The sequence below is a fragment of the Streptomyces umbrinus genome, from assembly GCF_030817415.1.
Classification (GTDB): Bacteria; Actinomycetota; Actinomycetes; order Streptomycetales; family Streptomycetaceae; genus Streptomyces; species Streptomyces umbrinus_A.
Genome location: NZ_JAUSZI010000002.1, coordinates 6708199 through 6730783, shown reverse-complemented (window position 1 = coordinate 6730783; position 22585 = coordinate 6708199). Strand labels below are relative to the sequence as shown.

At 70.6% G+C, this 22585-nt stretch carries 19 protein-coding genes; 10 read left to right on the top strand and 9 right to left on the bottom strand.

Translation table 11 applies throughout. The features are described from left to right. Positions 1–51: 51 nt before the first annotated feature. The gene (locus QF035_RS29680; protein WP_307523577.1) at positions 52–393 is read right to left on the bottom strand and encodes a hypothetical protein; all 342 of its coding nucleotides are present in this window, start codon (positions 391–393) and stop codon (positions 52–54) included. Between the two features lie 142 nt (positions 394–535). Here QF035_RS29680 and QF035_RS29675 point away from each other — a divergent pair, with 142 nt between their 5' ends. Continuing rightward, entirely contained in the window at positions 536–2689 is a 2154-nt protein-coding gene (locus tag QF035_RS29675) for a protein kinase domain-containing protein (RefSeq protein WP_307523576.1), read from the top strand. Positions 2690–2827: 138 nt separating this feature from the next. Here the strand turns inward: QF035_RS29675 and ilvD are convergent, their stop codons facing one another. The 4 genes from ilvD to QF035_RS29655 form a co-directional block, all read right to left on the bottom strand. Beyond that, entirely contained in the window at positions 2828–4681 is a 1854-nt protein-coding gene (gene ilvD, locus QF035_RS29670) for a dihydroxy-acid dehydratase (RefSeq protein ID WP_307523575.1), read from the bottom strand. A gap of 240 nt (positions 4682–4921) precedes the next feature. Next, complete coding sequence (locus tag QF035_RS29665) at positions 4922–5536, bottom strand: TetR/AcrR family transcriptional regulator (protein WP_307523574.1); 615 nt, start codon at positions 5534–5536, stop codon at positions 4922–4924. Next, entirely contained in the window at positions 5533–6357 is an 825-nt protein-coding gene (locus tag QF035_RS29660) for a sugar phosphate isomerase/epimerase family protein (protein ID WP_055618249.1), read from the bottom strand. Before QF035_RS29660 ends, QF035_RS29665 begins: the two co-directional genes overlap by 4 nt. Before the next feature lie 466 nt (positions 6358–6823). Continuing rightward, positions 6824–7756, bottom strand: coding sequence for a Ppx/GppA phosphatase family protein (locus tag QF035_RS29655; protein ID WP_307523573.1), 933 nt, complete (start codon positions 7754–7756; stop codon positions 6824–6826). Between the two features lie 71 nt (positions 7757–7827). On the opposite strand from QF035_RS29655, the gene QF035_RS29650 reads away from it, so the two are divergent. Next, positions 7828–8688: a hypothetical protein gene (locus QF035_RS29650; protein ID WP_307523572.1), complete on the top strand. Its 861-nt coding sequence runs from the start codon at positions 7828–7830 to the stop codon at positions 8686–8688. Between the two features lie 85 nt (positions 8689–8773). Here the strand turns inward: QF035_RS29650 and QF035_RS29645 are convergent, their stop codons facing one another. Continuing rightward, the gene (locus QF035_RS29645) at positions 8774–10657 is read right to left on the bottom strand and encodes a BACON domain-containing protein (protein ID WP_444968437.1); all 1884 of its coding nucleotides are present in this window, start codon (positions 10655–10657) and stop codon (positions 8774–8776) included. A gap of 219 nt (positions 10658–10876) precedes the next feature. On the opposite strand from QF035_RS29645, the gene radA reads away from it, so the two are divergent. Next, positions 10877–12286 carry a DNA repair protein RadA gene (gene radA, locus QF035_RS29640; protein WP_307523571.1) on the top strand — a complete coding sequence of 470 codons (1410 nt, stop codon included), beginning with the start codon at positions 10877–10879 and terminating at the stop codon, positions 12284–12286. A 70-nt stretch (positions 12287–12356) separates the two neighbouring features. Then, positions 12357–13481 (top strand): DNA integrity scanning diadenylate cyclase DisA, encoded by a 1125-nt coding sequence (gene disA / locus QF035_RS29635; RefSeq protein WP_055618634.1) that lies wholly within the window; start codon positions 12357–12359, stop codon positions 13479–13481. Positions 13482–13675: 194 nt separating this feature from the next. Here disA and QF035_RS29630 read toward each other — a convergent pair whose 3' ends face one another. Then, the gene (locus QF035_RS29630; RefSeq protein ID WP_307523570.1) at positions 13676–14497 is read right to left on the bottom strand and encodes a hypothetical protein; all 822 of its coding nucleotides are present in this window, start codon (positions 14495–14497) and stop codon (positions 13676–13678) included. Between the two features lie 249 nt (positions 14498–14746). On the opposite strand from QF035_RS29630, the gene QF035_RS29625 reads away from it, so the two are divergent. From QF035_RS29625 to cseC, 5 genes are all read left to right on the top strand, one after another. After that, positions 14747–15676 (top strand): A/G-specific adenine glycosylase, encoded by a 930-nt coding sequence (locus QF035_RS29625; RefSeq protein WP_307523569.1) that lies wholly within the window; start codon positions 14747–14749, stop codon positions 15674–15676. Positions 15677–15947: 271 nt separating this feature from the next. After that, positions 15948–16505 carry a SigE family RNA polymerase sigma factor gene (locus QF035_RS29620; RefSeq protein ID WP_055618595.1) on the top strand — a complete coding sequence of 186 codons (558 nt, stop codon included), beginning with the start codon at positions 15948–15950 and terminating at the stop codon, positions 16503–16505. Between the two features lie 29 nt (positions 16506–16534). Then, positions 16535–17143 carry a hypothetical protein gene (locus QF035_RS29615; protein WP_307523568.1) on the top strand — a complete coding sequence of 203 codons (609 nt, stop codon included), beginning with the start codon at positions 16535–16537 and terminating at the stop codon, positions 17141–17143. A 51-nt stretch (positions 17144–17194) separates the two neighbouring features. Then, positions 17195–17920: a two-component system response regulator CseB gene (cseB, locus tag QF035_RS29610; RefSeq protein ID WP_307523567.1), complete on the top strand. Its 726-nt coding sequence runs from the start codon at positions 17195–17197 to the stop codon at positions 17918–17920. Then, positions 17917–19230 carry a two-component system sensor histidine kinase CseC gene (gene cseC / locus QF035_RS29605; protein ID WP_307523566.1) on the top strand — a complete coding sequence of 438 codons (1314 nt, stop codon included), beginning with the start codon at positions 17917–17919 and terminating at the stop codon, positions 19228–19230. Before cseB ends, cseC begins: the two co-directional genes overlap by 4 nt. 264 nt (positions 19231–19494) lie before the next feature. Here cseC and QF035_RS29600 read toward each other — a convergent pair whose 3' ends face one another. After that, positions 19495–21057, bottom strand: coding sequence for an MDR family MFS transporter (locus tag QF035_RS29600; RefSeq protein WP_307531520.1), 1563 nt, complete (start codon positions 21055–21057; stop codon positions 19495–19497). Positions 21058–21270: 213 nt separating this feature from the next. On the opposite strand from QF035_RS29600, the gene QF035_RS29595 reads away from it, so the two are divergent. Further along, positions 21271–21858 carry a TetR/AcrR family transcriptional regulator gene (locus QF035_RS29595; RefSeq protein ID WP_307523565.1) on the top strand — a complete coding sequence of 196 codons (588 nt, stop codon included), beginning with the start codon at positions 21271–21273 and terminating at the stop codon, positions 21856–21858. Between the two features lie 28 nt (positions 21859–21886). Here the strand turns inward: QF035_RS29595 and QF035_RS29590 are convergent, their stop codons facing one another. After that, complete coding sequence (locus QF035_RS29590; protein WP_307523564.1) at positions 21887–22582, bottom strand: M23 family metallopeptidase; 696 nt, start codon at positions 22580–22582, stop codon at positions 21887–21889. Between the last annotated feature and the right edge of the window lie 3 nt (positions 22583–22585).

Below are 22585 nucleotides of genomic sequence, written 5' to 3'. Positions count from 1 at the left end.
CCCTGCCGAACCTCATATGTGTCCCCTCTCGAAACTCGTGCCCCGCACGGGTCAGGCGCAGCGCGGCGCCACGTAGCCGTCGCTGCCCGTGTTCACGTACGCGTCCGAGACGTACTGGCCGTTCGCGATGTTGTCCCAGATGTTCGTCGTGCCGTAGGTGCCGGTGACCCACTCGCCGGGCTTCTGGCAGTTGATCGGCACGCGGGATCCGAGCGGCAGCACCTTGATGAGCTGGTACTGCGTGCCGGGCCCGCTGCGAACCTTCAGACGGACGCCCGGGGCGACCGAGTACCGGACCGCCAACGCCTCCGTGCTTTCCGCGGCGGCCAGTGTCTCGGTCGCCGTCCCCTCCGCTGCGCCTTCGACCGTGCTCGTTCTGTCCTCAACAGCCATTCCGGCCTCCCCCGTTGATGTTTGTCCTGTGCACGTCTTTCACACGCGACCCGCGCAGGCTAGCAAGCCCGTCCGACATCGCACGCACCATCGACTAGGCTCCGTGCGTCGCGCTCGCGGACACAGATCACGGGGGTGGGCCATGGCCCCACTGCGCAGCTTCGGACCCGGCAAGGAAGCGGAACACCCGGAATACGCCGGGCAGTACCGCCTCGAGTCATGCCTGGGCGCGGGCGGCATGGGCGTGGTCCATCTCGCGACGTCGGCGTCCGGGCTGCGTCTCGCGATCAAGGTCGTACATTCCGAGTACGCGGCGGACCCCGAGTTCAGGGCGCGTTTCCGGCAAGAGGTGAGCGCCGCCCGACGAGTGAGCGGGGCTTTCACCGCACCCGTGGTGGACGCGGACCCGAATGCCGAACTGCCGTGGATGGCCACGCTGTTCATACCTGGACCGACGCTCGCCGAGCAGGTGAAGCGGAACGGTGCGATGGAGCCCGACGAGGTGCGCAGGCTCGGTGCGGGCCTGGCCGAGGCGCTGCGCGACATCCATCGCGCCGGGGTGGTGCACCGAGATCTCAAGCCGAGCAATGTTCTCCTCGCGCCCGACGGTCCCAAGGTCATCGACTTCGGGATATCGCGCCCGACGGACAGTGATCTGCGCACGGAGACAGGGAAGTTGATCGGTTCGCCGCCCTTCATGGCGCCCGAACAGTTCCAGCGGCCGAGGGAAGTCGGGCCGGCCGCCGACGTGTTCGCGATGGGAGCGGTGCTCGCCCACGCGACGACCGGACGCGGCCCCTTCGACTCCAACAGCCCGTACATCGTCGCCTATCAAGTGGTGCACAACGAGCCGGACTTGGCAGGTGTGCCGGACGACCTGGTGCCGTTGATCCTGCGCTGCCTGGCCAAGGACCCCGACGAACGGCCCGTGCCGGCCGAGGTGATGGACGCCCTGCGGCAGCCGGCACCCGCTTCCGCACCCCGTATTCCCGCCCAGCGGCGCCCTCCGGAGGAGACGCACATCGCCGCGAGCCCGCGGCCGGAGCCCGTCGCTCCCCCGCGTGCTCGCCGCCGTCTCAGACGGACGACGGCGGTCGGCGTCGCGCTCGTGCTGGCTGTCGGAGGCGCCTTGGGCGTACGGGAATGGGTCTCGTCCAAGCCACCGACGGCCGGTCCCACCGCGGCGAGCCCCGAAGCGTTTCGGCCGTGGAGTACGAGCCTCGGCAGCGCTCGGGCACAGGGCACGCCTCCGGTCTGTACAGCCGGTGCAGGCGCCCTCTACTGCTCGGCGCCAGGGATTCCGGTGGCGCGGCTCGACCCCACGGACGGCCGGATCGTCTGGTCGCACAAGGCCGGGGCCGTGGGCGAGAAGAACGATGTGGCCGACGGCGACGGTGACGGTTCGGCGGACGCGAAAGCGCTGCCCGAGCTGTCCGGCGGACTGCTGCACATCACGAGCAGCAGTCGGCTCAGGGCACTCGATCCCCGGTCGGGGAAACAGAAATGGGACGTCGGCATATCCGCGTACGCGTCCGTCGTGCACACGGCGGACACCACGCTCCTCGTCGGGGAGCGCGGCACCGTGCGGGCGCTGGACAGCGCGACGGGCGAGGAGCGCTGGGATTCGCGCGTCGGCGGCCTCGGCACGCAGTGGATCGGCGGATCGGACGAAGCGGGTGTGTTCTACGCGGCGACACCCTCGGCCGACGGATCCGTGACCCAGGTCAGTGCGGTGTCCGCGGAGCGCGGCACCGTGCTGTGGACGAGATCAGCGGCTGGAAACCTCACCCCGTTCGCCGCTCCGGACGGCGCGGTCCACCTCATGTCGACGAACGTCGATCAGCTGGTCGACGCGATCGTCCGGATCGACACCGGAAAGAGCGGAAAGCAGGGCGTCTACCGGGTGTCCCTGCCGACTCCGCTCGACCGGGCCTCGGCCGCGGAGAGCGGTGGAATCGTGTACCTCAGCGATGTCGGCGGTTCGCTCGTGGCCGTCGACACACGCCGGGCCGGGAAGGGCGCCGAGCGATGGCGCCTCGAGACCTCGGTCAGCCGTCCGTCGAGGCCCGTGGTGTCCGGCAGTCATGTGTACGTCACCGCCCCCGACGGCCGCCTTCTCGCCACCGATGTCCGGAGCGGCGACCCCCTCGGCCAGACCCGCCCTCGCCTCGGCGGCGACACGGCACGAGTCGTGGCCGAGCTGCCCCTGCCCGTGGTCATGGGCGGAAGGGTCTTCGGCAGCGCGCCCGACGGCAGTGTCTTCGCGGTGGATGCCCGCAAGCCCGCCGGCTGGTAGTCCGCGGCGCCCGTGACAAGCCGTACGGTGCCACGCCGGGCTGAGACGAGCCGAGCCGCGAGCGTTGAGCCCCGCAAACGGCGAACCCGCCCGGTGGTGAGGACCGGGCGGGCCCACGTGGTGGGGTGGTGCGGGGCGCTAGCCGAGTTTGGAGACGTCTCGGACTGCGCCCTTGTCGGCGCTGGTCGCCATCGCCGCGTACGCGCGGAGGGCGGCGGAGACCTTCCGCTCGCGTCCGGCCGGGGCGTAGACGCCGCCCAGGGCCTCGCGGCGGGTGGCCAGCTCCTCGTCGGAGACCAGGAGCTCGATGGCGCGGTTCGGGATGTCGATGCGGATGCGGTCGCCGTCCCGGACGAGGGCGATCGTGCCGCCGGAGGCCGCCTCCGGGGAGGCGTGGCCGATGGACAGGCCGGACGTGCCGCCGGAGAAGCGGCCGTCGGTGATCAGGGCGCAGGTCTTGCCGAGGCCTCGGCCCTTCAGGAAGGACGTCGGGTAGAGCATCTCCTGCATGCCGGGGCCGCCCTTGGGGCCCTCGTAGCGGATGACGACGACGTCGCCGTGCGTGATCTCCTTCTTGAGGATCTTGTCGACGGCCTCCTCCTGCGACTCGCAGACGACCGCGGGGCCCTCGAAGGTCCAGATCGACTCGTCCACGCCCGCCGTCTTCACGACACAGCCGTCGACGGCGAGGTTGCCCTTCAGGACCGCCAGGCCGCCGTCCTTCGAGTACGCGTGCTCCGCCGAGCGGATGCAGCCACCCTCTGCGTCCTCGTCGAGGGCCTCCCAGCGCTCGGACTGGGAGAAGGCCTCGGCGGAACGGACACAGCCGGGCGCGGCGTGCCACAGCTCCAGGGCCTCGGGGGACGGGGAGCCCGCGCGGACGTCCCAGGTCTTCAGCCAGTCCGCCAGGGACGAGCTGTGGACCGAGTGCACGTCCTCGTTCAGGTGGCCGCCGCGGTGCAGTTCGCCGAGCAGAGCGGGGATACCTCCGGCCCGATGCACGTCCTCCATGTAGTACGTCCGGTCCTTGGCCACGTTCGGCGCGACCTTGGCGAGGCAGGGCACGCGGCGCGAGACGTCGTTGATCTCGTCGAGACCGAACGGGACGCCGGCCTCCTGGGCGGCGGCCAGCAGGTGCAGGATCGTGTTGGTCGAGCCGCCCATGGCGATGTCGAGCGCCATGGCGTTCTCGAAGGCCGCGATCGTGGCGATGTTGCGCGGCAGGACCGTCTCGTCGTCCTGCTCGTAGTAGCGGCGGGTGATGTCCATCACCGTGCGCCCCGCGTCCTCGTACAGCGCCTTGCGGGCGGTGTGCGTGGCGAGGACCGATCCGTTGCCGGGGAGCGAGAGGCCGATGGCCTCCGTCAGGCAGTTCATGGAGTTGGCCGTGAACATGCCGGAACAGGAACCGCAGGTCGGACAGGCGTTCTCCTCGATACGGAGGATGTCCTCGTCCGAGATTTTGTCGTTCACGGCGTCGGAGATCGCGTCGACCAGGTCGAGCGTACGGACCGTGCCGTCGACCAGGGTCGCGCGGCCGGACTCCATGGGGCCGCCGGAGACGAAGACCGTCGGGATGTTCAGGCGCAGGGCCGCCATCAGCATGCCGGGCGTGATCTTGTCGCAGTTCGAGATGCAGATCAGGGCGTCGGCGCAGTGGGCCTCCACCATGTACTCGACACTGTCCGCGATCAGGTCGCGGGAGGGCAGGCTGTAGAGCATGCCTCCGTGGCCCATCGCGATGCCGTCGTCGACCGCGATCGTGTTGAACTCGCGCGGGATGCCGCCCGCGGCCGTGATGGCCTCGCTCACGATCCGGCCGACCGGCTGGAGGTGGGTGTGGCCGGGCACGAACTCGGTGAAACTGTTGGCGACCGCGATGATCGGCTTGCGGCCGATGTCCGCGCCCGGTACACCGGAGGCGCGCATAAGGGCGCGTGCGCCCGCCATGTTGCGGCCGTGGGTGACTGTGCGGGACCTCAGCTCGGGCATCGTCGTTCGCTCCTTCGGAGAGTAATGACTCACGTCGAGCGTACGCCGGTCATCCAGGGGTTGGACACGGTGTCCGGAATACGGGATGACCGTCTCGGTGGTCGGCTGTGCGTTGCGTGTAGTCGGCAGCGGTTGTGCGTGGTCGGCTGCGGATGATGCGTGGTCGGCTGCGGGTTGTACGTGGCCTGTCGCGCCCGCGCGGCGGAAGCGTACGCGTCACGGCCCCGCGACCCTGAGGGCTCAGGGGTTCGTCAGGTGGGCCTGAATCACCGGGGCCACCCTTGCGATGATCTGTTCCGGGTTCGCCGAGGTCAGGGGTTCCACCTTGATCACGTACCGCAGCATCGCGATGCCCACGAGCTGGGCCGCCGCGAGTTCGGCGCGCAGTTCGGCGTCCGGCGTGTCCAGCTGGGCGGCGACGCGGCGCAGCAGCTGGGCCGAGATGAGGCGGCGGAAGACCGAGGCCGCGACCTCGTTGTTCACGGCTGATCGGATGATCGCGAGCAGCGCCTTGCGGGTGGCCGGGTTCTCCCAGACCCCGAAGAAGAAGCGGGCCAGCCGCTCTCCGACGCCGTCCAGAGGGCCTTCCGCGATCGAGCCCGGGGCGCTCAGGAGGGGCCCGAAGGCGACCTCGATGGACGCCTCGAAGACCTGCTCCTTGGTGCCGAAGTAGTGGTGCACGAGCGCCGAGTCCACGCCCGCGGCCTTGGCGATGCCGCGTACGGACGTCTTCTCGTACCCCCGCTCGGAGAACTCCTCGCGGGCCGCCGCCAGGATGCGGTCGCGGGCGGCGGGGGCGTCCGCGGAGTCCGCGTGGGAGGGGCGTCCGCGGCGGCGCGGGGCGGCGCTGGTCACGAGCGCGGGACCCGTACGGCCGAGGCCAGGTGGAGCCGGGTGAAGGCGAGGGCCTCCGCGAGGTCGGCCTCGCGTTCGGCGCTGGACATGGCGCGGCGGGTGTTGACCTCGATGACGACGTGGCCGTCGAAGCCGGAGAGGGCGAGGCGTTCCAGCAGCTCGGCGCAGGGCTGTGTGCCGCGGCCGGGGACGAGGTGCTCGTCCTTGTTGGAGCCGTTGCCGTCGGCGAGGTGGACGTGGCCGAGGCGGTCGCTCATGCGGTCGATCATCTGGAGCGCGTCCGTGCGGGCGGTCGCCGTGTGGCTGAGATCGATCGTGAAGTGGCGGTAGTCGTCCTTCGTGACGTCCCAGTCGGGGGCGTAGGCGAGCATCTCGCGGTCGCGGTAGCGCCAGGGGTACATGTTCTCAACGGCGAACCGGACGTCCGTCTCGTTCGCCATGCGCCAGATCCCGGTGACGAAGTCGCGCGCGTACTGGCGCTGCCAGCGGAACGGGGGGTGTACGACGACCGTGCTCGCGCCCAGTTTCTCGGCTGCCGACTGGGCGCGCTGGAGCTTGGTCCACGGGTCGGTGGACCAGACGCGCTGGGTGATGAGCAGGCAGGGAGCGTGGATCGCGAGGATCGGGACCTGGTGGTAGTCGCTGAGGCGGCGGAGGGCCTCGATGTCCTGGCTGACGGGGTCGGTCCAGACCATGACCTCCACGCCGTCGTAGCCGAGGCGTGCGGCGATCTCGAAGGCCGTTGCCGTCGACTCCGGGTACACGGAGGCCGTGGACAGGGCGACCTTCGCATCCGGGATGCGCACGACTGGTTCTGCCACGGGGACAGGTTACGGGGTGGCTCTGGTGGTTGTGTTCGGGTGGGGGGCTTTGGCTGGGGGGTGACGGGTCCCGGTGACTGGTCCGGGTGACTGGTCGGGGTTGGGGAATCGGGTCGTGGGTGGGTGCGGGTTGGGTGTGGCTTGTCGCGCAGTTCCCCGCGCCCCTGGGGGGGGTGGGGCTGAGCGTGTGTGTCGTGTGGCGGTCGGATTGGGTTGCTCGCGCAGTTCCTCGCGCCCCTCGGTGGGTGGGGTCTGAGGGTGTGTGTCGGCTGACCGTTCTCGTGGGTTGCTCGCGCAGTTCCTCGCGCCCCTAAAAGATTGCGCCGTTCCCCGCGCCCCTGAGATCGCGGCGGGCCTCGCACTCCCGGAGAGTTGCGGCGGCTCCCGCGTCCCTGAGACTGCGACGGGCCTCGCGTCCCCGAAGGTTACGGCGGTTCCCGTGCCCCTCAGCGGGGCTCGGGGCGGGCTACGGGGTGGCCATCTGGTCCAGGGTTCGGAGGATTACGCCCTCTCTCAGGGCCCAGGGGCAGATTTCGAGGGTTTCTACGCCGAAGAGGTCCATGGCGCCGGCGGCGACGATGGCGCCGGCGAGGAGTTGGTTGGCGCGGCCTTCGGAGACGCCGGGGAGTTCGGCGCGTTCGGCGGTGGTCATGGCGGCCAGGCGGGGGACCCAGTCCTCCAGGGAGCGGCGCTTGAGCTCGCGCTGGACGTACAGGCCGTCGGCCGAGCGGGCGGCCCCCGCGATACGGGCCAGCTGCCGGAAGGTCTTGGAGGTCGCGACCACGTGGTCGGGCGCGCCGAAGCGGCTGAATTCCCCGACCGTACGGGCGATCTGGGCCCGCACATGGCGGCGCAGGGCCCTGATGTCCCCCGGGTCCGCGGGATCGTTCGGCAGCCAGCCCGCGGTCAGCCGGCCCGCGCCCAGCGGCAGCGAGGCCGCCGCGTCCGGCTCCTCGTCGATGCCGTACGCGATCTCCAGGGAGCCGCCGCCGATGTCGAGGACGAGCAGCTTCCCCGCCGACCAGCCGAACCAGCGGCGGGCCGCCAGGAACGTGAGCCGCGCCTCCTCCGCGCCGGTGAGGACCTGGAGCTCGACGCCGGTCTCGGCGCGCACCCGGGCCAGTACGTCGTCGGCGTTGCTGGCCTCGCGCACCGCGGAGGTCGCGAACGGCAGCAGGTCCTCGACGCCCTTGTCCTCGGCGGCTTCCAGCGCCTCCTGGACAACGGCGATCAGTTTGTCGACTCCTACAGAATCGATCGCGCCGCTCTCGTCGAGGAGTTGGGCGAGCCGCAGCTCCGCTTTGTGCGAATGCGCGGGCAGCGGGCGCGCGCCGGGGTGTGCATCCACCACCAGCAGATGCACCGTGTTCGAACCCACGTCGAGGACACCGAGTCTCATGTACGGAACGCTACTGCGCGCGGAACGCCCAGCAGTCCCCGGATGGCTTCCCGGCCACTTACCCTGGACTCGTGCCAAAGACGAAAAAGGCAAAGGCCGACAAGTCGGCAGTGTCCGCCAAGTCCGCCAAGGGTTCGCCCAAGTCCAAGAAGTCCCCGGCCGTCCCGGAGCAGGGTGACGAGAAGGGGCTCGACTTCGCGCGTGCGTGGGTGGAGTTCCCGGATCCGGCCGACGACGAGCAGCTCTTCCGCTGCGATCTGACATGGCTGACCTCTCGCTGGAACTGCATCTTCGGAAGCGGCTGCCAGGGCATCCAGGCGGGCCGCGCCGACGACGGGTGCTGCACGCTGGGCGCCCACTTCTCGGACGAGGACGACGAGAAGCGCGTAGCAGGGCATGTGGCGAGACTCACGCCGGAGATGTGGCAGAACCACGAGGTGGGGACGGAGACCGGCTGGGTCTCGAAGGACGAGGACGGCGACCGGCAGACCCGGCCGTACCAGGGCTCGTGCATCTTCCAGAACCGGCCGGGCTTCGCGGGCGGCGCGGGCTGCTCGCTGCACATCCTGGCCGTCAAGGAGGGCCGCGAGCCCCTGGAGACCAAGCCGGACGTCTGCTGGCAGCTCCCGGTCCGGCGTACGTACGAGTGGATCGACCGGCCCGACGACACCCGGGTGCTCCAGGTCTCGATCGGCGAGTACGACCGCCGCGGGTGGGGTCCTGGCGGCCACGACCTGCACTGGTGGTGCACCTCGGCCACCTCTGCGCACGGTGCGGGCGACCCGGTCTACGTCTCGTACCGGCCGGAGCTGATCGAACTGATGGGCAAGGCCGGCTACGACCGCCTGGTCGAGCTGTGCGAGGAGCGCCTGGCGTCGCAACTGCCACTGGTGGCCCCCCACCCGGCGGACCCGGCCCGCAGCACCCCGTAAGCAAGGGGCGCCCTACAAGGGGCGCGGGGAACTGCGCGACCAGCCCACGGCGACCCGCGGACGACGAACCCACCCGCGGGAGCGTTCAACCCTCCGACGGACTCGGTGCACCACTGTCACCGGGGCTGCCACCGGGCGGCGTAGAACCTCCGGAGGACTCCGGCGGAGGTTCCGGCTCCGGATCCGACGGAGCCGTGTCGCTGGGCGTCGGCTCGGGATCGGGACTGGACGGCGGCGGATCGCTCGGCGTGGGCTCCGGGTCGGGCCCCGGCCCGGTCGGACCGGGATGGCTCGGTGCCGACGTGGGCGGGTCCGGGCGGGGCCCTGGATGCGTCGGGCTCGGGCCCGCCGTGCCGTAGCCGTCGATCGTGACCACCGCGCCCGCGGGTGCGACCGACACGCTGGCGCTCCAGGGACCGATCGGCTCGCGCAGATGATCGACGTACACCTTGATCGTCAGCGACTCGCCCGGCTCCAGCGTTCCGGACGACTGGCTGAGGTAGAGCCAGGACGCTCCGGTGTGCGCGGACCAGCGGACCGGTGAACTCCCGGTCGCCGTGAGGGTGATCAACGTCGTGTCGCCGCTGGAACCGGCCTCTACGGAGAGGCCGGTTTTCTGTTGCCCCGAGGCCACGCCGATGACTTCCACGGAGACGTCGGGCGAGTCGCTGCCCGGGGTGAAGCGGGGGTCGGGCCTGGTGCTGGCGTTGCCGGCGTTCTCGTAGCCGGGTGCCTCGCCGCCGAACTCGTCGGGGCCGTGCGCCTCGTTCGCGGTGACCGGGCGGCCGTCCGCTCCCTCGCCGGTGAGGGGCGCGCCGCGGTAGGCCGCCCACAGGGCCAGTACGGGGGCCGCCACTACGGTGGCGACGACGGTCGTGGTGACGGCACGCGCGCGGAAGCGGTCACGGCGGGCCGCGCGGTCCTTGGGGTCCATCGGAAAGCCGCGCCGGTCAAAGCGCGGACCGCCGCCCCGCGCGCGTGGGACGTGGGTCATCGCCCGGTGGAGGGCCGCGCGCGGGGCTTCGAGTACGGGCAGCGCGGCGGGCGTGACGCTGGTGCCGGGCCAGGAGCCGGGGACCGCGCGCTCCGCCGTACGGCGACAGCGCGGGCAGTCGTCGACGTGCCGGACCAGTTCGCGGCGCAGGGCCGTGCTGAGGACGAGGTGGTTGTCGCCGGTGAGCCGGCTGACTCCCGCACAGGTGCCTGTCTCGACGACGGCGAGGGCCGCGCGCGTGCGCTCGACCTCGCAGGCGGCCGTCGCGAGGAGTTCGCGGGCGGCGGCCAGGTCCATGCCGAGGACGGCGGCCACCTCGTGGGCGGCGAGCTGGTGCCGTACGGCCAGTTCGAGCGCCTCACGCTGTTCGGGCGTCGTACCGGCGGCCTCCGGCCAGGCCAGCAGGGCCAGTTCACGACGGCGACGGTCCTCCTCGGCGGCGGCGAGGAGGTCGCCGTTCGGGTCGGCGGTCCGATCGGAGGCGTGGTCGGCCGCCCGGTCGACTGTCTGGCCTCCGGGACGGTCGGCGACCGCGGCGGCGGCTCGGTGGACGCCTGCGTACGCGCCTTGGGACCGGCCGTCGGCGTACGCACCCTGGGGGCGGCCGGAGGCGTGTGCGTCCTCGGATCGTCCCAGCGCATGGGCGCCATGACGTTTCTGCTTGGCCTCGGCGAGCTTGCGCAGGCACGACCAGCGGGCGAGGGCGTACAGCCAGGCCCTGCGGTCGTCGGGCGCCTCCGGGCCGCGCTGGCCGCGGCGCTCGGCGAGCGCGAGTACGTCGCCGAGGGCGGCGGTCGCCGTGTCGTGGTCGCACAGCACGGACAGGCAGTAGGTGAACAGACCGTCCAGGTACGGCTCGTAGCGCGGAGGCGGGCACTGTGCCAGCGTGCGCGCCGCCGCCCGGTCGCGCGCCTCGCGGTGCGCCCGGTGTGCGCTGGTGGTGCGGGTCGAGGTCTCGGGACTGCGGCTCATCACCCGTGCGACCGTAGGGGCCGGGCGGTGGCCCCTTCTTGCTGCTTGCGCACATTTAATCCGTACGGGTGAAACGATCCCTCATAAGGGGACAGGAACCCTGAATTCCATGGCGTGTTCCTGACGAGCCGTGGGCGGTTTGTGAAGGGTGCCCGGTTATCGGCATCCGGCGCGGAACGGACCGGCACCGCGCTGTCAGTGAGGGCGGTTACGGTTCGTGTCATGGCTGCCCGTACGAAGACCGCGAAGGACCGGCCGTCCTACCGCTGCACCGAGTGCGGCTGGCAGGCGGCCAAGTGGCTCGGCCGCTGCCCCGAATGCCAGGCATGGGGGACGATCGACGAGTACGGCGCGCCCGCGGTACGGACGACGGCCCCCGGCCGGGTCACCACGTCCGCGCTGCCCATCGGCCAGGTCGACGGCCGGCAGGCGACCGCCCGCTCGACCGGCGTGCCCGAGCTGGACCGGGTGCTCGGCGGCGGCCTCGTACCGGGCGCGGTCGTGCTCGTGGCGGGCGAGCCGGGAGTCGGCAAGTCCACACTGCTGCTGGACGTGGCGGCGAAGGCGGCCAGTGACGAGCACCGCACGCTCTACATCACGGGTGAGGAGTCGGCGAGCCAGGTCCGGCTGCGCGCGGACCGCATCAAGGCGATCGACGACCACCTGTTTCTGGCGGCGGAGACCGATCTGGCCGCGGTCCTCGGCCACTTGGACGCGGTGAAGCCGTCCCTGCTCATCGTCGACTCCGTACAGACGGTGGCCTCTCCGGAGATCGACGGCGCCCCCGGAGGCATGTCCCAGGTCCGCGAGGTGGCCGGCGCCCTGATCCGTGCCTCCAAGGAGCGCGGCATGGCCACCCTGCTGGTGGGCCATGTCACCAAGGACGGCGCCATCGCGGGACCGCGGCTCCTGGAGCACCTCGTGGACGTCGTCCTGAGCTTCGAAGGCGACCGGCACGCGCGCCTTCGGCTCGTACGAGGCGTCAAGAACCGTTACGGGACGACGGACGAGGTCGGCTGCTTCGAGCTGCACGACGAGGGCATCACCGGCCTGACCGACCCGAGCGGTCTGTTCCTGACCCGGCGTGCCGAGCCCGTCCCCGGCACCTGTCTGACCGTCACCCTGGAAGGCCGCCGCCCCTTGGTGGCCGAGGTCCAGGCGCTCACCGTGGACACCCAGATCCCCACCCCGAGGCGTACGACCTCCGGTCTGGAGACCTCCCGGGTCCAGATGATGCTCGCCGTTCTGGAGCAGCGCGGCCGGATCAGTGCCATCGGGAAGCGGGACATCTACACGGCGACGGTCGGCGGTGTGAAGCTCACCGAGCCCGCCGCGGACCTCGCGATCGCGCTCTCGCTGGCCAGCGCCGCGAGCGACACCCCGCTGCCCAAGAACCTCGTCGCGATCGGCGAAGTGGGCCTCGCGGGCGAGGTCAGACGGGTCACGGGCGTCCAGCGCAGACTCGCCGAAGCCCATCGTCTGGGCTTCACCCACGCCCTTGTTCCGGGCGATCCGGGCAAGATCCCTGCCGGCATGAAGGTCCTGGAAGTCGCCGACATGGGGGACGCCCTGAGGGTCCTCCCGAGGTCGCGTCGGCGAGAGGCCCCACGGGACGAGGAAGAGCGCCGGTAGACTTTGCCCAGGTCTCGCCCGTCCGTACGAACTCAGGGCGCCCCCAGACACCTGCGACCGGAGGAGTGCAGTGGCAGCCAACGACCGGGCAGCAGTTCCCGGCAAGTCCGCCGGGAGTTCCGGTGCCGATGGCCTGATGCGCACCTCACTCAGCGCCGTGGCACCCGGCACAGGGCTGCGTGACGGCCTGGAGCGCATCCTCCGCGGCAACACCGGCGGGCTCATCGTGCTCGGCTGGGACAAGACCGTCGAGGCGATGTGCAGCGGCGGTTTCGTGCTGGACGTCGAGTTCACGGCGACCCGGCTGCGCGAGCTGTGCAAGCTCGACGGCGGCATCATCGTCGACAAGGACATCACCAAGATCCTGCGGGCCGGTGTGCAGCTCGTGCCCGACCCCACCATCCCGACGGAGGAGACGGGCACCCGTCACCGCACGGCGGACCGGGTGAGCAAGCAGGTCGGCTTCCCCGTCGTCTCCGTCTCCCAGTCCATGCGGCTGATCGCGCTCTACGTGGACGGGCAGCGGCGGGTCCTGGAGGACTCGGCCGCGATCCTCTCCCGCGCGAACCAGGCGCTGGCCACGCTTGAGCGGTACAAGCTCCGGCTCGACGAGGTCGCGGGGACGTTGTCCGCGCTGGAGATCGAGGACCTGGTCACCGTCCGGGACGTGTCCGCGGTGGCCCAGCGGCTGGAGATGGTGCGCCGGATCGCGACCGAGATCGCCGAGTACGTGGTCGAGTTGGGCACGGACGGGCGGTTGCTCGCGCTTCAGCTGGACGAGTTGATCGCCGGGGTCGAGCCCGAGCGGGAGCTTGTCGTGCGGGACTATGTGCCCGAGCCGACGGCCAAGCGGTCGCGGACCGTCGACGAGGCGTTGTTCGAGCTCGACGCGCTCACCCATGCGGAGCTTCTCGAACTGCCTACGGTGGCTCGGGCGTTGGGCTACACCGGGTCGCCCGAGGCGCTCGACTCCGCCGTTTCGCCCCGCGGGTTCCGGTTGCTGGCGAAGGTGCCGCGGTTGCCGGGGGCGATCATTGACCGGCTGGTCGAGCACTTCGGGGGGCTGCAGAAGCTTCTTGCCGCGAGCGTGGATGATCTGCAGACCGTGGATGGGGTGGGGGAGGCTCGGGCTCGTAGTGTGCGGGAGGGGCTTTCCCGGTTGGCTGAGTCTTCGATTCTCGAGCGGTACGTGTAGCCGTCCGGCGGTTTGGCGGGGCCGGGGGGCGTTGTGTTTTGGGTGCGGGTGGGTGGGGGCTTGTCGCGCAGTTCCCCGCGCCCCTGGGTGGGTGGGCCTGGCCGTGTCTTGTACGTGCCGCGCCGTGGGGGTTGAGCGCGCAGTTCCTCGCGCCCCTGAAAGATTGCGCCGTTCCCCGCGCCCCTTGCGGGGCGCTAGTCCTTCTTCAGGACGAATGATGTCTGGGTCTTTGTGAAGCCCGGGGCCTTGGCTTCTACCAAGTAGGTTCCTGCTGTTGCTGTGATGGCGGGTGGGGTGGCGCACTCGGGGGCGCTGGACTTGCGGTTCCACTGGATGGTGTGGGTTACGCGGTCGTTGGCCGGGATGCGGTAGAGGATGGCGGCGGCGCCTGTCGGGCAGTCGGCCGAGGACCAGATCTCGTCGTCGCTGTCCGCCTGGGTGATGGTCAGGACCGCGCTCTTGGGGCCGAGATCGAGCTTGCAGTCGCTGCCGGAGGAGTTTCTGGCGATCAGTTCGAAGGTGGGCTTCTCGCCGGGCGCGTACGCGTTGTTGACGCTGCGCAGGGTCAACTTCACGGCACCGGCGGTGCAGTTGGGCAGGCTGGAGCCGGCCGGGAGTGTGTCGCCGGAGCCTCCGCCGCCCGCGCCGTCGTCCACGCTGCCACCGCCCGAGGTGGATCCCCCGGCTCCCCCGGCGGTGGAACCGTCCGAGCCGCTGGATCCCGCCGAACCGCCGGAGCCCCCGGAACCACCGTCGCCTTCGTCGCCCGACTCGTCGCGCCCGCCCGGGGCTTGGCTGATCGCGGGGTCGGAGCCGGAGGGGCCCGGTGTGATCGAGGCGGTGGGGTTCTTGTCGTTGGACCCGTCGGCGTCGTTCTTGCCGCCGCCCCCGCCGCCCGAGGTCACCACCCACGTGACCAGCAGCGCCAACACCGCGACCACGGACACGAGAACGGCCCTCCGTCGCCAGTAGATGGAGGAGGGAAGCGGCCCGACCGGATTGCGCATAGATCCCACGGCGCAAACTGTACGAGAGATCCGGGAGTTCACTGTCCCCACCCGCCGCCCAGACCATCATCTTTTACAGATCATCATCCCGCCACACACATCCCAACGCCCAGCCCCACTTACCCAGGGGCGCGGGGCTGTGACATTGTGCGGCTCCGCCGCGTGGGCGCGACAAGCCCCCACCCACCCGCAGACAACACACGACCGCAGCCCCGCCAAACCGTCGGAGACGCCACCGCATGGGAGGATCGGGGTGCCATGACTGCACCCACGAAACCCACATCCCACGCCCAGGCCGACGCCCAAGAAACCGTCAGCGACGACTTGCACGCCCCTGTCATCGACTGGTTCGAGGACAACGCGCGCGACCTGCCATGGCGGCGGGCCGACGCGGGACCGTGGGGAGTGATGGTCAGCGAGTTCATGCTGCAGCAGACGCCGGTGAGCCGGGTGCTGCCGGTGTACGAGCAGTGGCTCGCCCGCTGGCCGCGCCCCGCCGACCTCGCCGAGGACGCGCCGGGCGAGGCCGTCCGCGCCTGGGGCCGCCTCGGCTACCCGCGCCGCGCGCTGCGACTGCACGGCGCCGCGGTCGCCATAACGGAGCGCCACGGCGGCGACGTACCCACGGAGCACGCCCAGTTGCTCGCGCTGCCCGGCATCGGCGAGTACACGGCGGCCGCGGTGGCCTCGTTCGCGTACGGGCAGCGGCACGCCGTGCTGGACACGAACGTGCGGCGCGTGTTCGCGCGGGCCGTCACCGGTGTCCAGTACCCGCCGAACGCCACGACCGCCGCTGAACGCAAGCTCGCCCGCGCCCTGTTGCCCGACGACGAGCGCACGGCCTCCCTCTGGGCCGCCGCGTCCATGGAGCTCGGCGCGCTCGTCTGCACGGCGAAGAACGAGAGTTGTGTGCGGTGCCCCATCGCGGCCCAGTGCGCGTGGCGGCTGGGAGGCAAGCCCGCGCACGAGGGGCCGCCGCGGCGCGGACAGACGTACGCGGGCACGGACCGGCAGGTGCGCGGCCGGCTGCTCGCCGTGCTGCGCGAGGCGGTCGCGCCGGTCCCGCAGTCGGTCCTGGACCGGGTGTGGGACGAGCCGGTCCAGCGCGCCCGGGCCCTGGACGGGCTGGTCGCCGACGGACTCGTCGAGCCCCTCGCGGGCGGTCTGTACCGGCTCCCGCTGAGCTGACTCACAGGTTCCACCGGGGTCAGTGACAGTTCGTCTTGACAACTCCCGGTGGGCAAACCGCCCCATACCCGCCCCAGTCGGCACCTCGCTTTACCCATCCCCTACTTCCGTTACACAACCGACGGACAGCCGAGCGCTCGTCGCAGGCTCGTTCGGACAACCCCGTGACAACCGCTCCGTAACTTCATTGCCGTACCGCGGACCAGCGGTACGGCAGGCAACGGACAACCGGCAGCACACAGGTCGGAAAACGGGGACGGAGGCGGTTGGAATGGCGCATGGCGAGGTGCTCGAGTTCGAAGAGTACGTACGCACCCGGCAGGACGCGCTGCTGCGCAGCGCACGCCGCCTGGTCCCCGACCCGGTCGACGCGCAGGACCTTCTGCAGACCGCGCTGGTCCGCACGTACGGCCGCTGGGACGGCATCGCCGACAAGCGTCTCGCCGACGCCTATCTGCGCCGCGTCATGATCAACACGCGTACGGAGTGGTGGCGGGCCCGCAAGCTGGAGGAGGTCCCCACCGAGCAGTTGCCGGACGCGAGCGTGGACGACTCCACCGAGCAGCACGCCGACCGCGCGCTCCTGATGGACATCATGAAGGTGCTCGCACCGAAGCAACGCAGTGTCGTCGTGCTGCGACACTGGGAGCAGATGTCCACGGAGGAGACCGCCGCCGCCCTCGGTATGTCGGCCGGCACGGTCAAGAGCACACTGCACCGGGCGCTCGCCCGGCTCCGCGAGGAGCTGGAGCGCCGGGCGTCCGACGAACACGACGGATTCGGCGCGGGTGTGCCGGAGCGTGAGGAGCGGGAGCGTTGCGCGGCGTAGGCACTACGGTTCCACGGCCCGGCGGGCCCTTGAAGGCGGTGATCACGGCGGTGGCCGTGCTCGCCGCCCTCGGCCTTTTGGTGTCCGCCTGCGGCACGGGCGGCACCGGCGCCCGCGACGAGGGTCCCGCCTCCGACTCGGTGTCCGCGGGCGCCGTGGAGGCCGGCACCCCCTCCGCCTCCCCGACCAAGAAACGCGCGGACGCGATCAGGCTCGTCCGGGCCGACCCGGGTGTCAGCGCGGCGGTCAAACGCGATCTGAAGCCCTGCTTCGGCGACGAGTACCCGGTCGACGTGTCGTACGGAAACCTCACCGGCGGGACCGCCGACGACGTCCTGGTCAATGTGATGACCTGCGGCGACGCGGTCGGCGTCGGCTCGTACGTGTATCGCGAGGACGGTGACGCGTACAAGAATGTCTTCCGGGCCGAGGAGCCTCCGGTCTACGCGGAGATCGACCGGGGGGATCTGGTGGTCACCCAGCAGGTGTACGGGAAGGGCGATTCGCTGGAGTATCCGTCCGGCGAGGAGGTCATCACGTACCGCTGGACGGCGAACCGCTTCGCGGAGCGGGCCCGGACGACGAACGACTACAGCAAGGTGGTGGGCGGCGAGACGCCGGTCCCGACCGAGAACTAGACCGGCCACCTCCGCAGCCGACCCGACCGACCGAGAAACTGAGAGCACCGGATGGCAGAGCAGACCCACGTCCTGTTCGTCGAGGACGACGACGTCATCCGCGAGGCCACCCAACTCGCGCTGGAGCGCGACGGCTTCGTGGTCACCGCGATGCCCGACGGTCTGTCGGGGCTGGAGGCGTTCCGCACCGACCGGCCCGACATCGCGCTGCTCGACGTGATGGTGCCGGGGCTCGACGGTGTGTCGCTGTGCCGTCGGATCCGGGACGAGTCGACCGTGCCCGTGATCATGCTGTCGGCCCGCGCCGACTCGATCGACGTCGTCCTGGGTCTTGAGGCGGGCGCCGACGACTATGTGACGAAGCCCTTCGACGGGGCCGTCCTGGTCGCGCGGATCCGTGCCGTGCTGCGGCGCTTCGGACACGCGAGCGGGCCGCGGTCGGCCGCCGAGTCCGAGGGCGGCTCGTCCGTCCCCGCCGGTGGCGTGCTGTCCTTCGGCGACGGTGACGGCGTGCTGGAGATCGACACCGTGGGCATGGAGGTGCGCAGGGGCGGTACGCCGGTGGCGCTGACGCCCACCGAGATGCGGCTGCTCCTGGAGTTCTCGTCGGCGCCGGGCACGGTCCTGTCGCGCGACAAGCTCCTGGAGCGGGTGTGGGACTACGGCTGGGGCGGCGACACCCGCGTCGTCGACGTCCATGTGCAGCGGCTGCGTACGAAGGTCGGCCAGGACCGGATCGAGACGGTCCGCGGCTTCGGCTACAAGCTCAAGGGATGAGGCTCCCGGTGCTGCCCAGAGGGCTGCGGATCGGGCTGCGCTGGAAGCTGAGTGCGGCGATCGCGCTGGTCAGCGCGCTGGTGGCGCTGGTGCTCAGCATCGTCGTGCACAACGCCGCCTGGGTCACCATGCTGGACAACGCCCGCGATGTGCAGGACGAGCGGCTGCAGATCGCCGCGCGGTACTACGACACCTCCAGCGGGGCGGCCCGGCTGGGCACCAGGGTGGACGATCCGGACATACCTCAGGAGCTGCTGCGCAAGGTGAAGGCCGGCCGGCGGGCCACCTTCGTGCAGGACAACGCCGACGGGGTGCCCGACATCTGGGCGGCCATGCCGATGCGGGACGGCCGGACCCTGTCGCTGCACACCCGTTTCACGGACCGCAGCGCCAACGTCATGGCGGACCTCGACCAGGCCCTGTTCATCGGGTCGATCGCGGTCATCTTCGGCGGCTGCGCCCTCGGCGTGCTGGTCGGCGGCCAGCTCTCGGGCCGCCTCCGCAAGGCGGCGAGCGCCGCGAACCTGGTCGCGCAGCGGCAGAGCGATGTGCGGGTGCGGGACGCCATCGGCGGTGTCGTACGGGACGAGACCGACGATCTCGCGCACGCGGTGGACGCCATGGCGGACGCGCTGAAGCAGCGGTACGAGGCAGAGCGGCGGGTCACCGCGGACATCGCGCACGAGTTGCGTACGCCGGTGACCGGGCTGCTCACCGCGGCCGAACTACTGCCGCCGGGGCGGCCGTCCGAGCTGGTCAGGGACCGGGCCCAGGCGATGCGCACGCTCGTCGAGGACGTGCTGGAGGTGGCGCGGCTCGACGGGGCGTCCGAGCGGGCCGAGTTGCAGGACATCAACCTCGGCGAGTTCATCAGCCGGCGGGTCGCCTCGACGCATCCGGACATCGAGGTGCGGGTGGTTCACGAGTCGTTGGTCACCACGGATCCGCGCCGCCTGGAGCGGGTTGTCTTCAACCTCATCGCCAATGCCGCCAAGCACGGCAAGCCGCCCATCGAGATCTCCGTCGAGGGGCGGGTCATCCGGGTCCGCGATCACGGGCCCGGCTTCCCCGCCGATCTCCTCGCCGAGGGGCCCAGCCGCTTCCGTACGGGCAGCAGCGACCGGGCCGGGCACGGTCACGGGCTCGGCCTCACCATCGCGGCGGGGCAGGCCCGGGTGCTCGGTGCGCGACTGACCTTCCGCAACGTGGGGCTCGATGTGGGGGCGGGGCCGGTCGAGGGGGCGGTCGCTGTGCTGTGGCTGCCGGAACATGCACCGACGAACACGGGAAGTTTCCCGGTGCTTCCATAGCCCCCGCGGGCCGTCCGACATCCACGGGCCGTCCGTATCCGCCGGTCCGGTGGGGGCTGGTCGCGCAGTTCCCCGCGCCCCTAAAGACGAAAGGCCAGGGCTACCGCCCCGGCCTTTCGTCTTTGAGGGGCGGTAGCCCTGGCCTTTAAGGGGCGCGGGGAACTGCGCGACCAGCCCCCACCGGGCCCGCAGCAAACACACAACGCAAGCCCCGCAATCAACGGACAGCCCGCAGCCGGAATCGCTGCGGGCCGTCCGGATAACTCAGACCGTCTCGGTCGGCGTCGGCGCCGAACCGCCCCGCAGCGGAACCTCCTTCACGAACACCGCCGCAACAAGGGCGACGACCGCCACCACCGCTCCGAGGAGGAACGCCGAATGCGTACCGGCGGACACAGCGTGCTGGTACGCCTCCCGCGCAGCGACCGGCAGCTTCGCGAGGCTTGCCGCGTCCAGTTGGGCGGACTGCTCGGTGACCTTCGAGCCCAGCGCCCCGGCCCTCTCGGCCATCACGTCCTGGACCCGGTTGTTGAAGAGCGCGCCCATGATCGCGACCCCGAAGGACGACCCGAGCGTACGGAACAGGGTGGTGGTGGAGGACGCGACGCCCATGTCCTTCATCTCGACGCTGTTCTGCGAGACCAGCATGGTGATCTGCATCAGGCAGCCCATGCCCGCGCCGACCACGGCCATGTAGACCCCGGACGTCAGTCGCGACGTATCCGTGTCCATGAGCGAGAGCAGGTACAGCCCGACGGCCATCAGCGCACTGCCCACGATCGGGAAGGCCTTGTAGTGCCCGGTGTTGGTGGTGACCCGCCCGGCGACCATCGAGGTGACGAGCATCGCGCCCAGCATCGGCAGCAGCAGCAGCCCGGAGTTGGTCGCGGACGCGCCCTGCACGGACTGCTGGTAGAGCGGCAGGAACAGCACCGCGCCGAACATCACGAACCCGGCGATGAAGCCGATGACGGACATCAGCGAGAAGTTGCCGCTCCGGAAGATGTGCAGCGGCACGACCGGCGCGGCGGCCTTGGTCTGCCAGAACAGGAACCCGACGAGCGCCGCGACCCCGATCCCTATCAGCTCCATGATCATGGCGGAGCCCCAGGAGTACTCGGTCCCGCCCCAGGTGGTGACCAGCACGATCGAGGTGATGCCCACGGTGAGCAGTCCGGCCCCGAGGTAGTCGATCCGAGCCTGGGCCCGCTTCCTGGGCAGATGCAGTACGGCGCTGATGGCGATCAGCGCGACGACACCGAGCGGCAGGTTGATGTAGAAGGACCAGCGCCAGCCCCAGTGGTCGGTGATGGTGCCGCCGACCAGCGGTCCGCCGATCATGGCGAGGGCCATCACGCCGGCCATCATGCCCTGGTACTTGCCGCGTTCCCGCGGCGGAATCAGGTCGCCGATGATCGCCATGACACCGACCATCAGACCGCCGGCGCCGAGCCCTTGGATCGCCCGGAACCCGATGAGCTGCCCCATGTCCTGGGCCATTCCGCTCAGGGCCGACCCGATCAGGAAGAGCACGATCGAGGTCATGAAGACGCCCTTGCGCCCGTACATGTCGCCGAGCTTGCCCCAGATCGGGGTGGAGGCGGCGGTCGCGAGCGTGTAGGCCGTGACGACCCACGACAGGTGTTCGAGCCCGCCCAGTTCTCCCACGATGGTCGGCATGGCAGTGCCGACGATCATGTTGTCGAGCATCGCGAGGAGCATCGCGATCATCAGCGCGAGCAGGACGACCCGTACGCTCCTGGGCTGCTTGCCCTCGACCTCGGCCGTCCCCTGTTCCGCTCCTGGTTCCGCCCCCGCTTCCGCCACTGCCTCGGCTGCGTCAGCCGCCTTGGTGTCCGCCACTGTCCCCACTCCCCTGGGTACTGCACTGCTACTTATTTGCACTTACTTGCCGACCGGCAAGTTGACTACACTGAGGGAAAGTAGACCCGTAACTAGCCGGGCGTCAAGTAAGTTTTTCTTTACCTTACGGCGAGCACCTACGACACGTAGGGACGACAAGGACGAGGAGCAGCCACGATGGACGGCAGCAGGCAGCGGCGGCGTGGGGACACCCGTCAGCGCATCCAGGACGTGGCCGTCGAACTCTTCGCCGAGCAGGGGTACGAGAAGACGTCGCTGCGGGAGATCGCCGAACGGCTGGACGTCACGAAGGCGGCGCTCTACTACCACTTCAAGACCAAGGAAGACATCCTCATCAGCCTCTTCCAGGACCTGACGAGGCCGATGGACGAGCTGATCGAGTGGGGCAAGGGGCAGCCGCACACCCTGGAGACCAAGCAGGAGCTGCTGAGCCGCTACAGCGAGGCGCTCACCAACGCGGCCCCCCTCTTCCGCTTCATGCAGGAGAACCAGGCGACGATCCGCGAGCTGAGCATCGGCGAGTCCTTCAAGGACCGCATGCTCGGGATGCTGGACATCATCAAGGAGCCGGACGCCGCGCTGACGGACCAGGTCAGGTGTGTGAGCGCGCTGTTCACGATGCACGCCGGGATGTTCGCCCTCAAGGACATGGAAGGCGACCCCGAGGACAAGCGGAAGGCCGTCCTGGAGGTCGCCATCGATCTGGTCACGCGGGCGCACGCCGGCGCCACCGAGTCGCCCTGAGACCTGGGGCCCTGAGCCCCGAGACCTCTTAGAGGCTCACGCCCTTCGAGCGCAGGAAGGCGACCGGGTCGACCGCCGAGCCGTAGCTCGCCTTCGTACGGATCTCGAAGTGCAGGTGCGGCCCGCTGGAGTTGCCGGTGTTGCCGGACAGGGCGATGCGCTGGCCGGTCTTCACTATCTGGCCGGGCTTCACGCCCACGCGGGACAGGTGCGCGTACTGCGAGTACGTACCGTTGCCGTGCTTGATCACGACGGCGTTGCCGTACGCGGGTCCGTCACCGGCGCCGTTGCCGCCGGCCTTCACCACGGTGCCGCCGTGCGCGGCGACGACCTGCGTGCCGGAGGCGACGGCGAAGTCCTGGCCGGAGTGGGTGGACGACCAGAGGTTGCCGGCCTGGGCGAACTTCGCGGAGAGCTTGTACTTCTTGACGGGGTCGACCCAGGAGGCGGCCTTCTTGGCCGCGACGGGCTTGGCGGCGGCCTTCTTGGCGGCCGTCTTGCTCTTGGCCTTCGTCTGAGCGGCGGCCTTGGCCTGCGCGGCGGCCTGCTGCTGCACGGAGACGGCGGCGGAGCCCGGCAGCGCGACGGCGCTCGCCTTGGTGTCCGCGGCGACCGCGACCCCCGCTCCGAGCGCGGCCGAGGCGCCCAGTCCGAGAGCCATGGCGGCCGCCCGGACACGGAGCTTGGGCGTGCCGGGAAGGTGGGACGTGATGCGCTGCGACATGGG

What these genes read in the sequence shown, in the direction of transcription:
- QF035_RS29680 (WP_307523577.1), bottom strand. Translation starts at nt 393, where the DNA reads ATGGCTGTTGAGGACAGAACGAGCACGGTCGAAGGCGCAGCGGAGGGG.
- QF035_RS29675 (WP_307523576.1), top strand. Translation starts at nt 536, where the DNA reads ATGGCCCCACTGCGCAGCTTCGGACCCGGCAAGGAAGCGGAACACCCG.
- ilvD (WP_307523575.1), bottom strand. Translation starts at nt 4,681, where the DNA reads ATGCCCGAGCTGAGGTCCCGCACAGTCACCCACGGCCGCAACATGGCG.
- QF035_RS29655 (WP_307523573.1), bottom strand. Translation starts at nt 7,756, where the DNA reads ATGAGACTCGGTGTCCTCGACGTGGGTTCGAACACGGTGCATCTGCTG.
- radA (WP_307523571.1), top strand. Translation starts at nt 10,877, where the DNA reads ATGGCTGCCCGTACGAAGACCGCGAAGGACCGGCCGTCCTACCGCTGC.
- QF035_RS29625 (WP_307523569.1), top strand. Translation starts at nt 14,747, where the DNA reads ATGACTGCACCCACGAAACCCACATCCCACGCCCAGGCCGACGCCCAA.
- QF035_RS29620 (WP_055618595.1), top strand. Translation starts at nt 15,948, where the DNA reads ATGGCGCATGGCGAGGTGCTCGAGTTCGAAGAGTACGTACGCACCCGG.
- cseB (WP_307523567.1), top strand. Translation starts at nt 17,195, where the DNA reads ATGGCAGAGCAGACCCACGTCCTGTTCGTCGAGGACGACGACGTCATC.
- cseC (WP_307523566.1), top strand. Translation starts at nt 17,917, where the DNA reads ATGAGGCTCCCGGTGCTGCCCAGAGGGCTGCGGATCGGGCTGCGCTGG.
- QF035_RS29595 (WP_307523565.1), top strand. Translation starts at nt 21,271, where the DNA reads ATGGACGGCAGCAGGCAGCGGCGGCGTGGGGACACCCGTCAGCGCATC.
- QF035_RS29590 (WP_307523564.1), bottom strand. Translation starts at nt 22,582, where the DNA reads ATGTCGCAGCGCATCACGTCCCACCTTCCCGGCACGCCCAAGCTCCGT.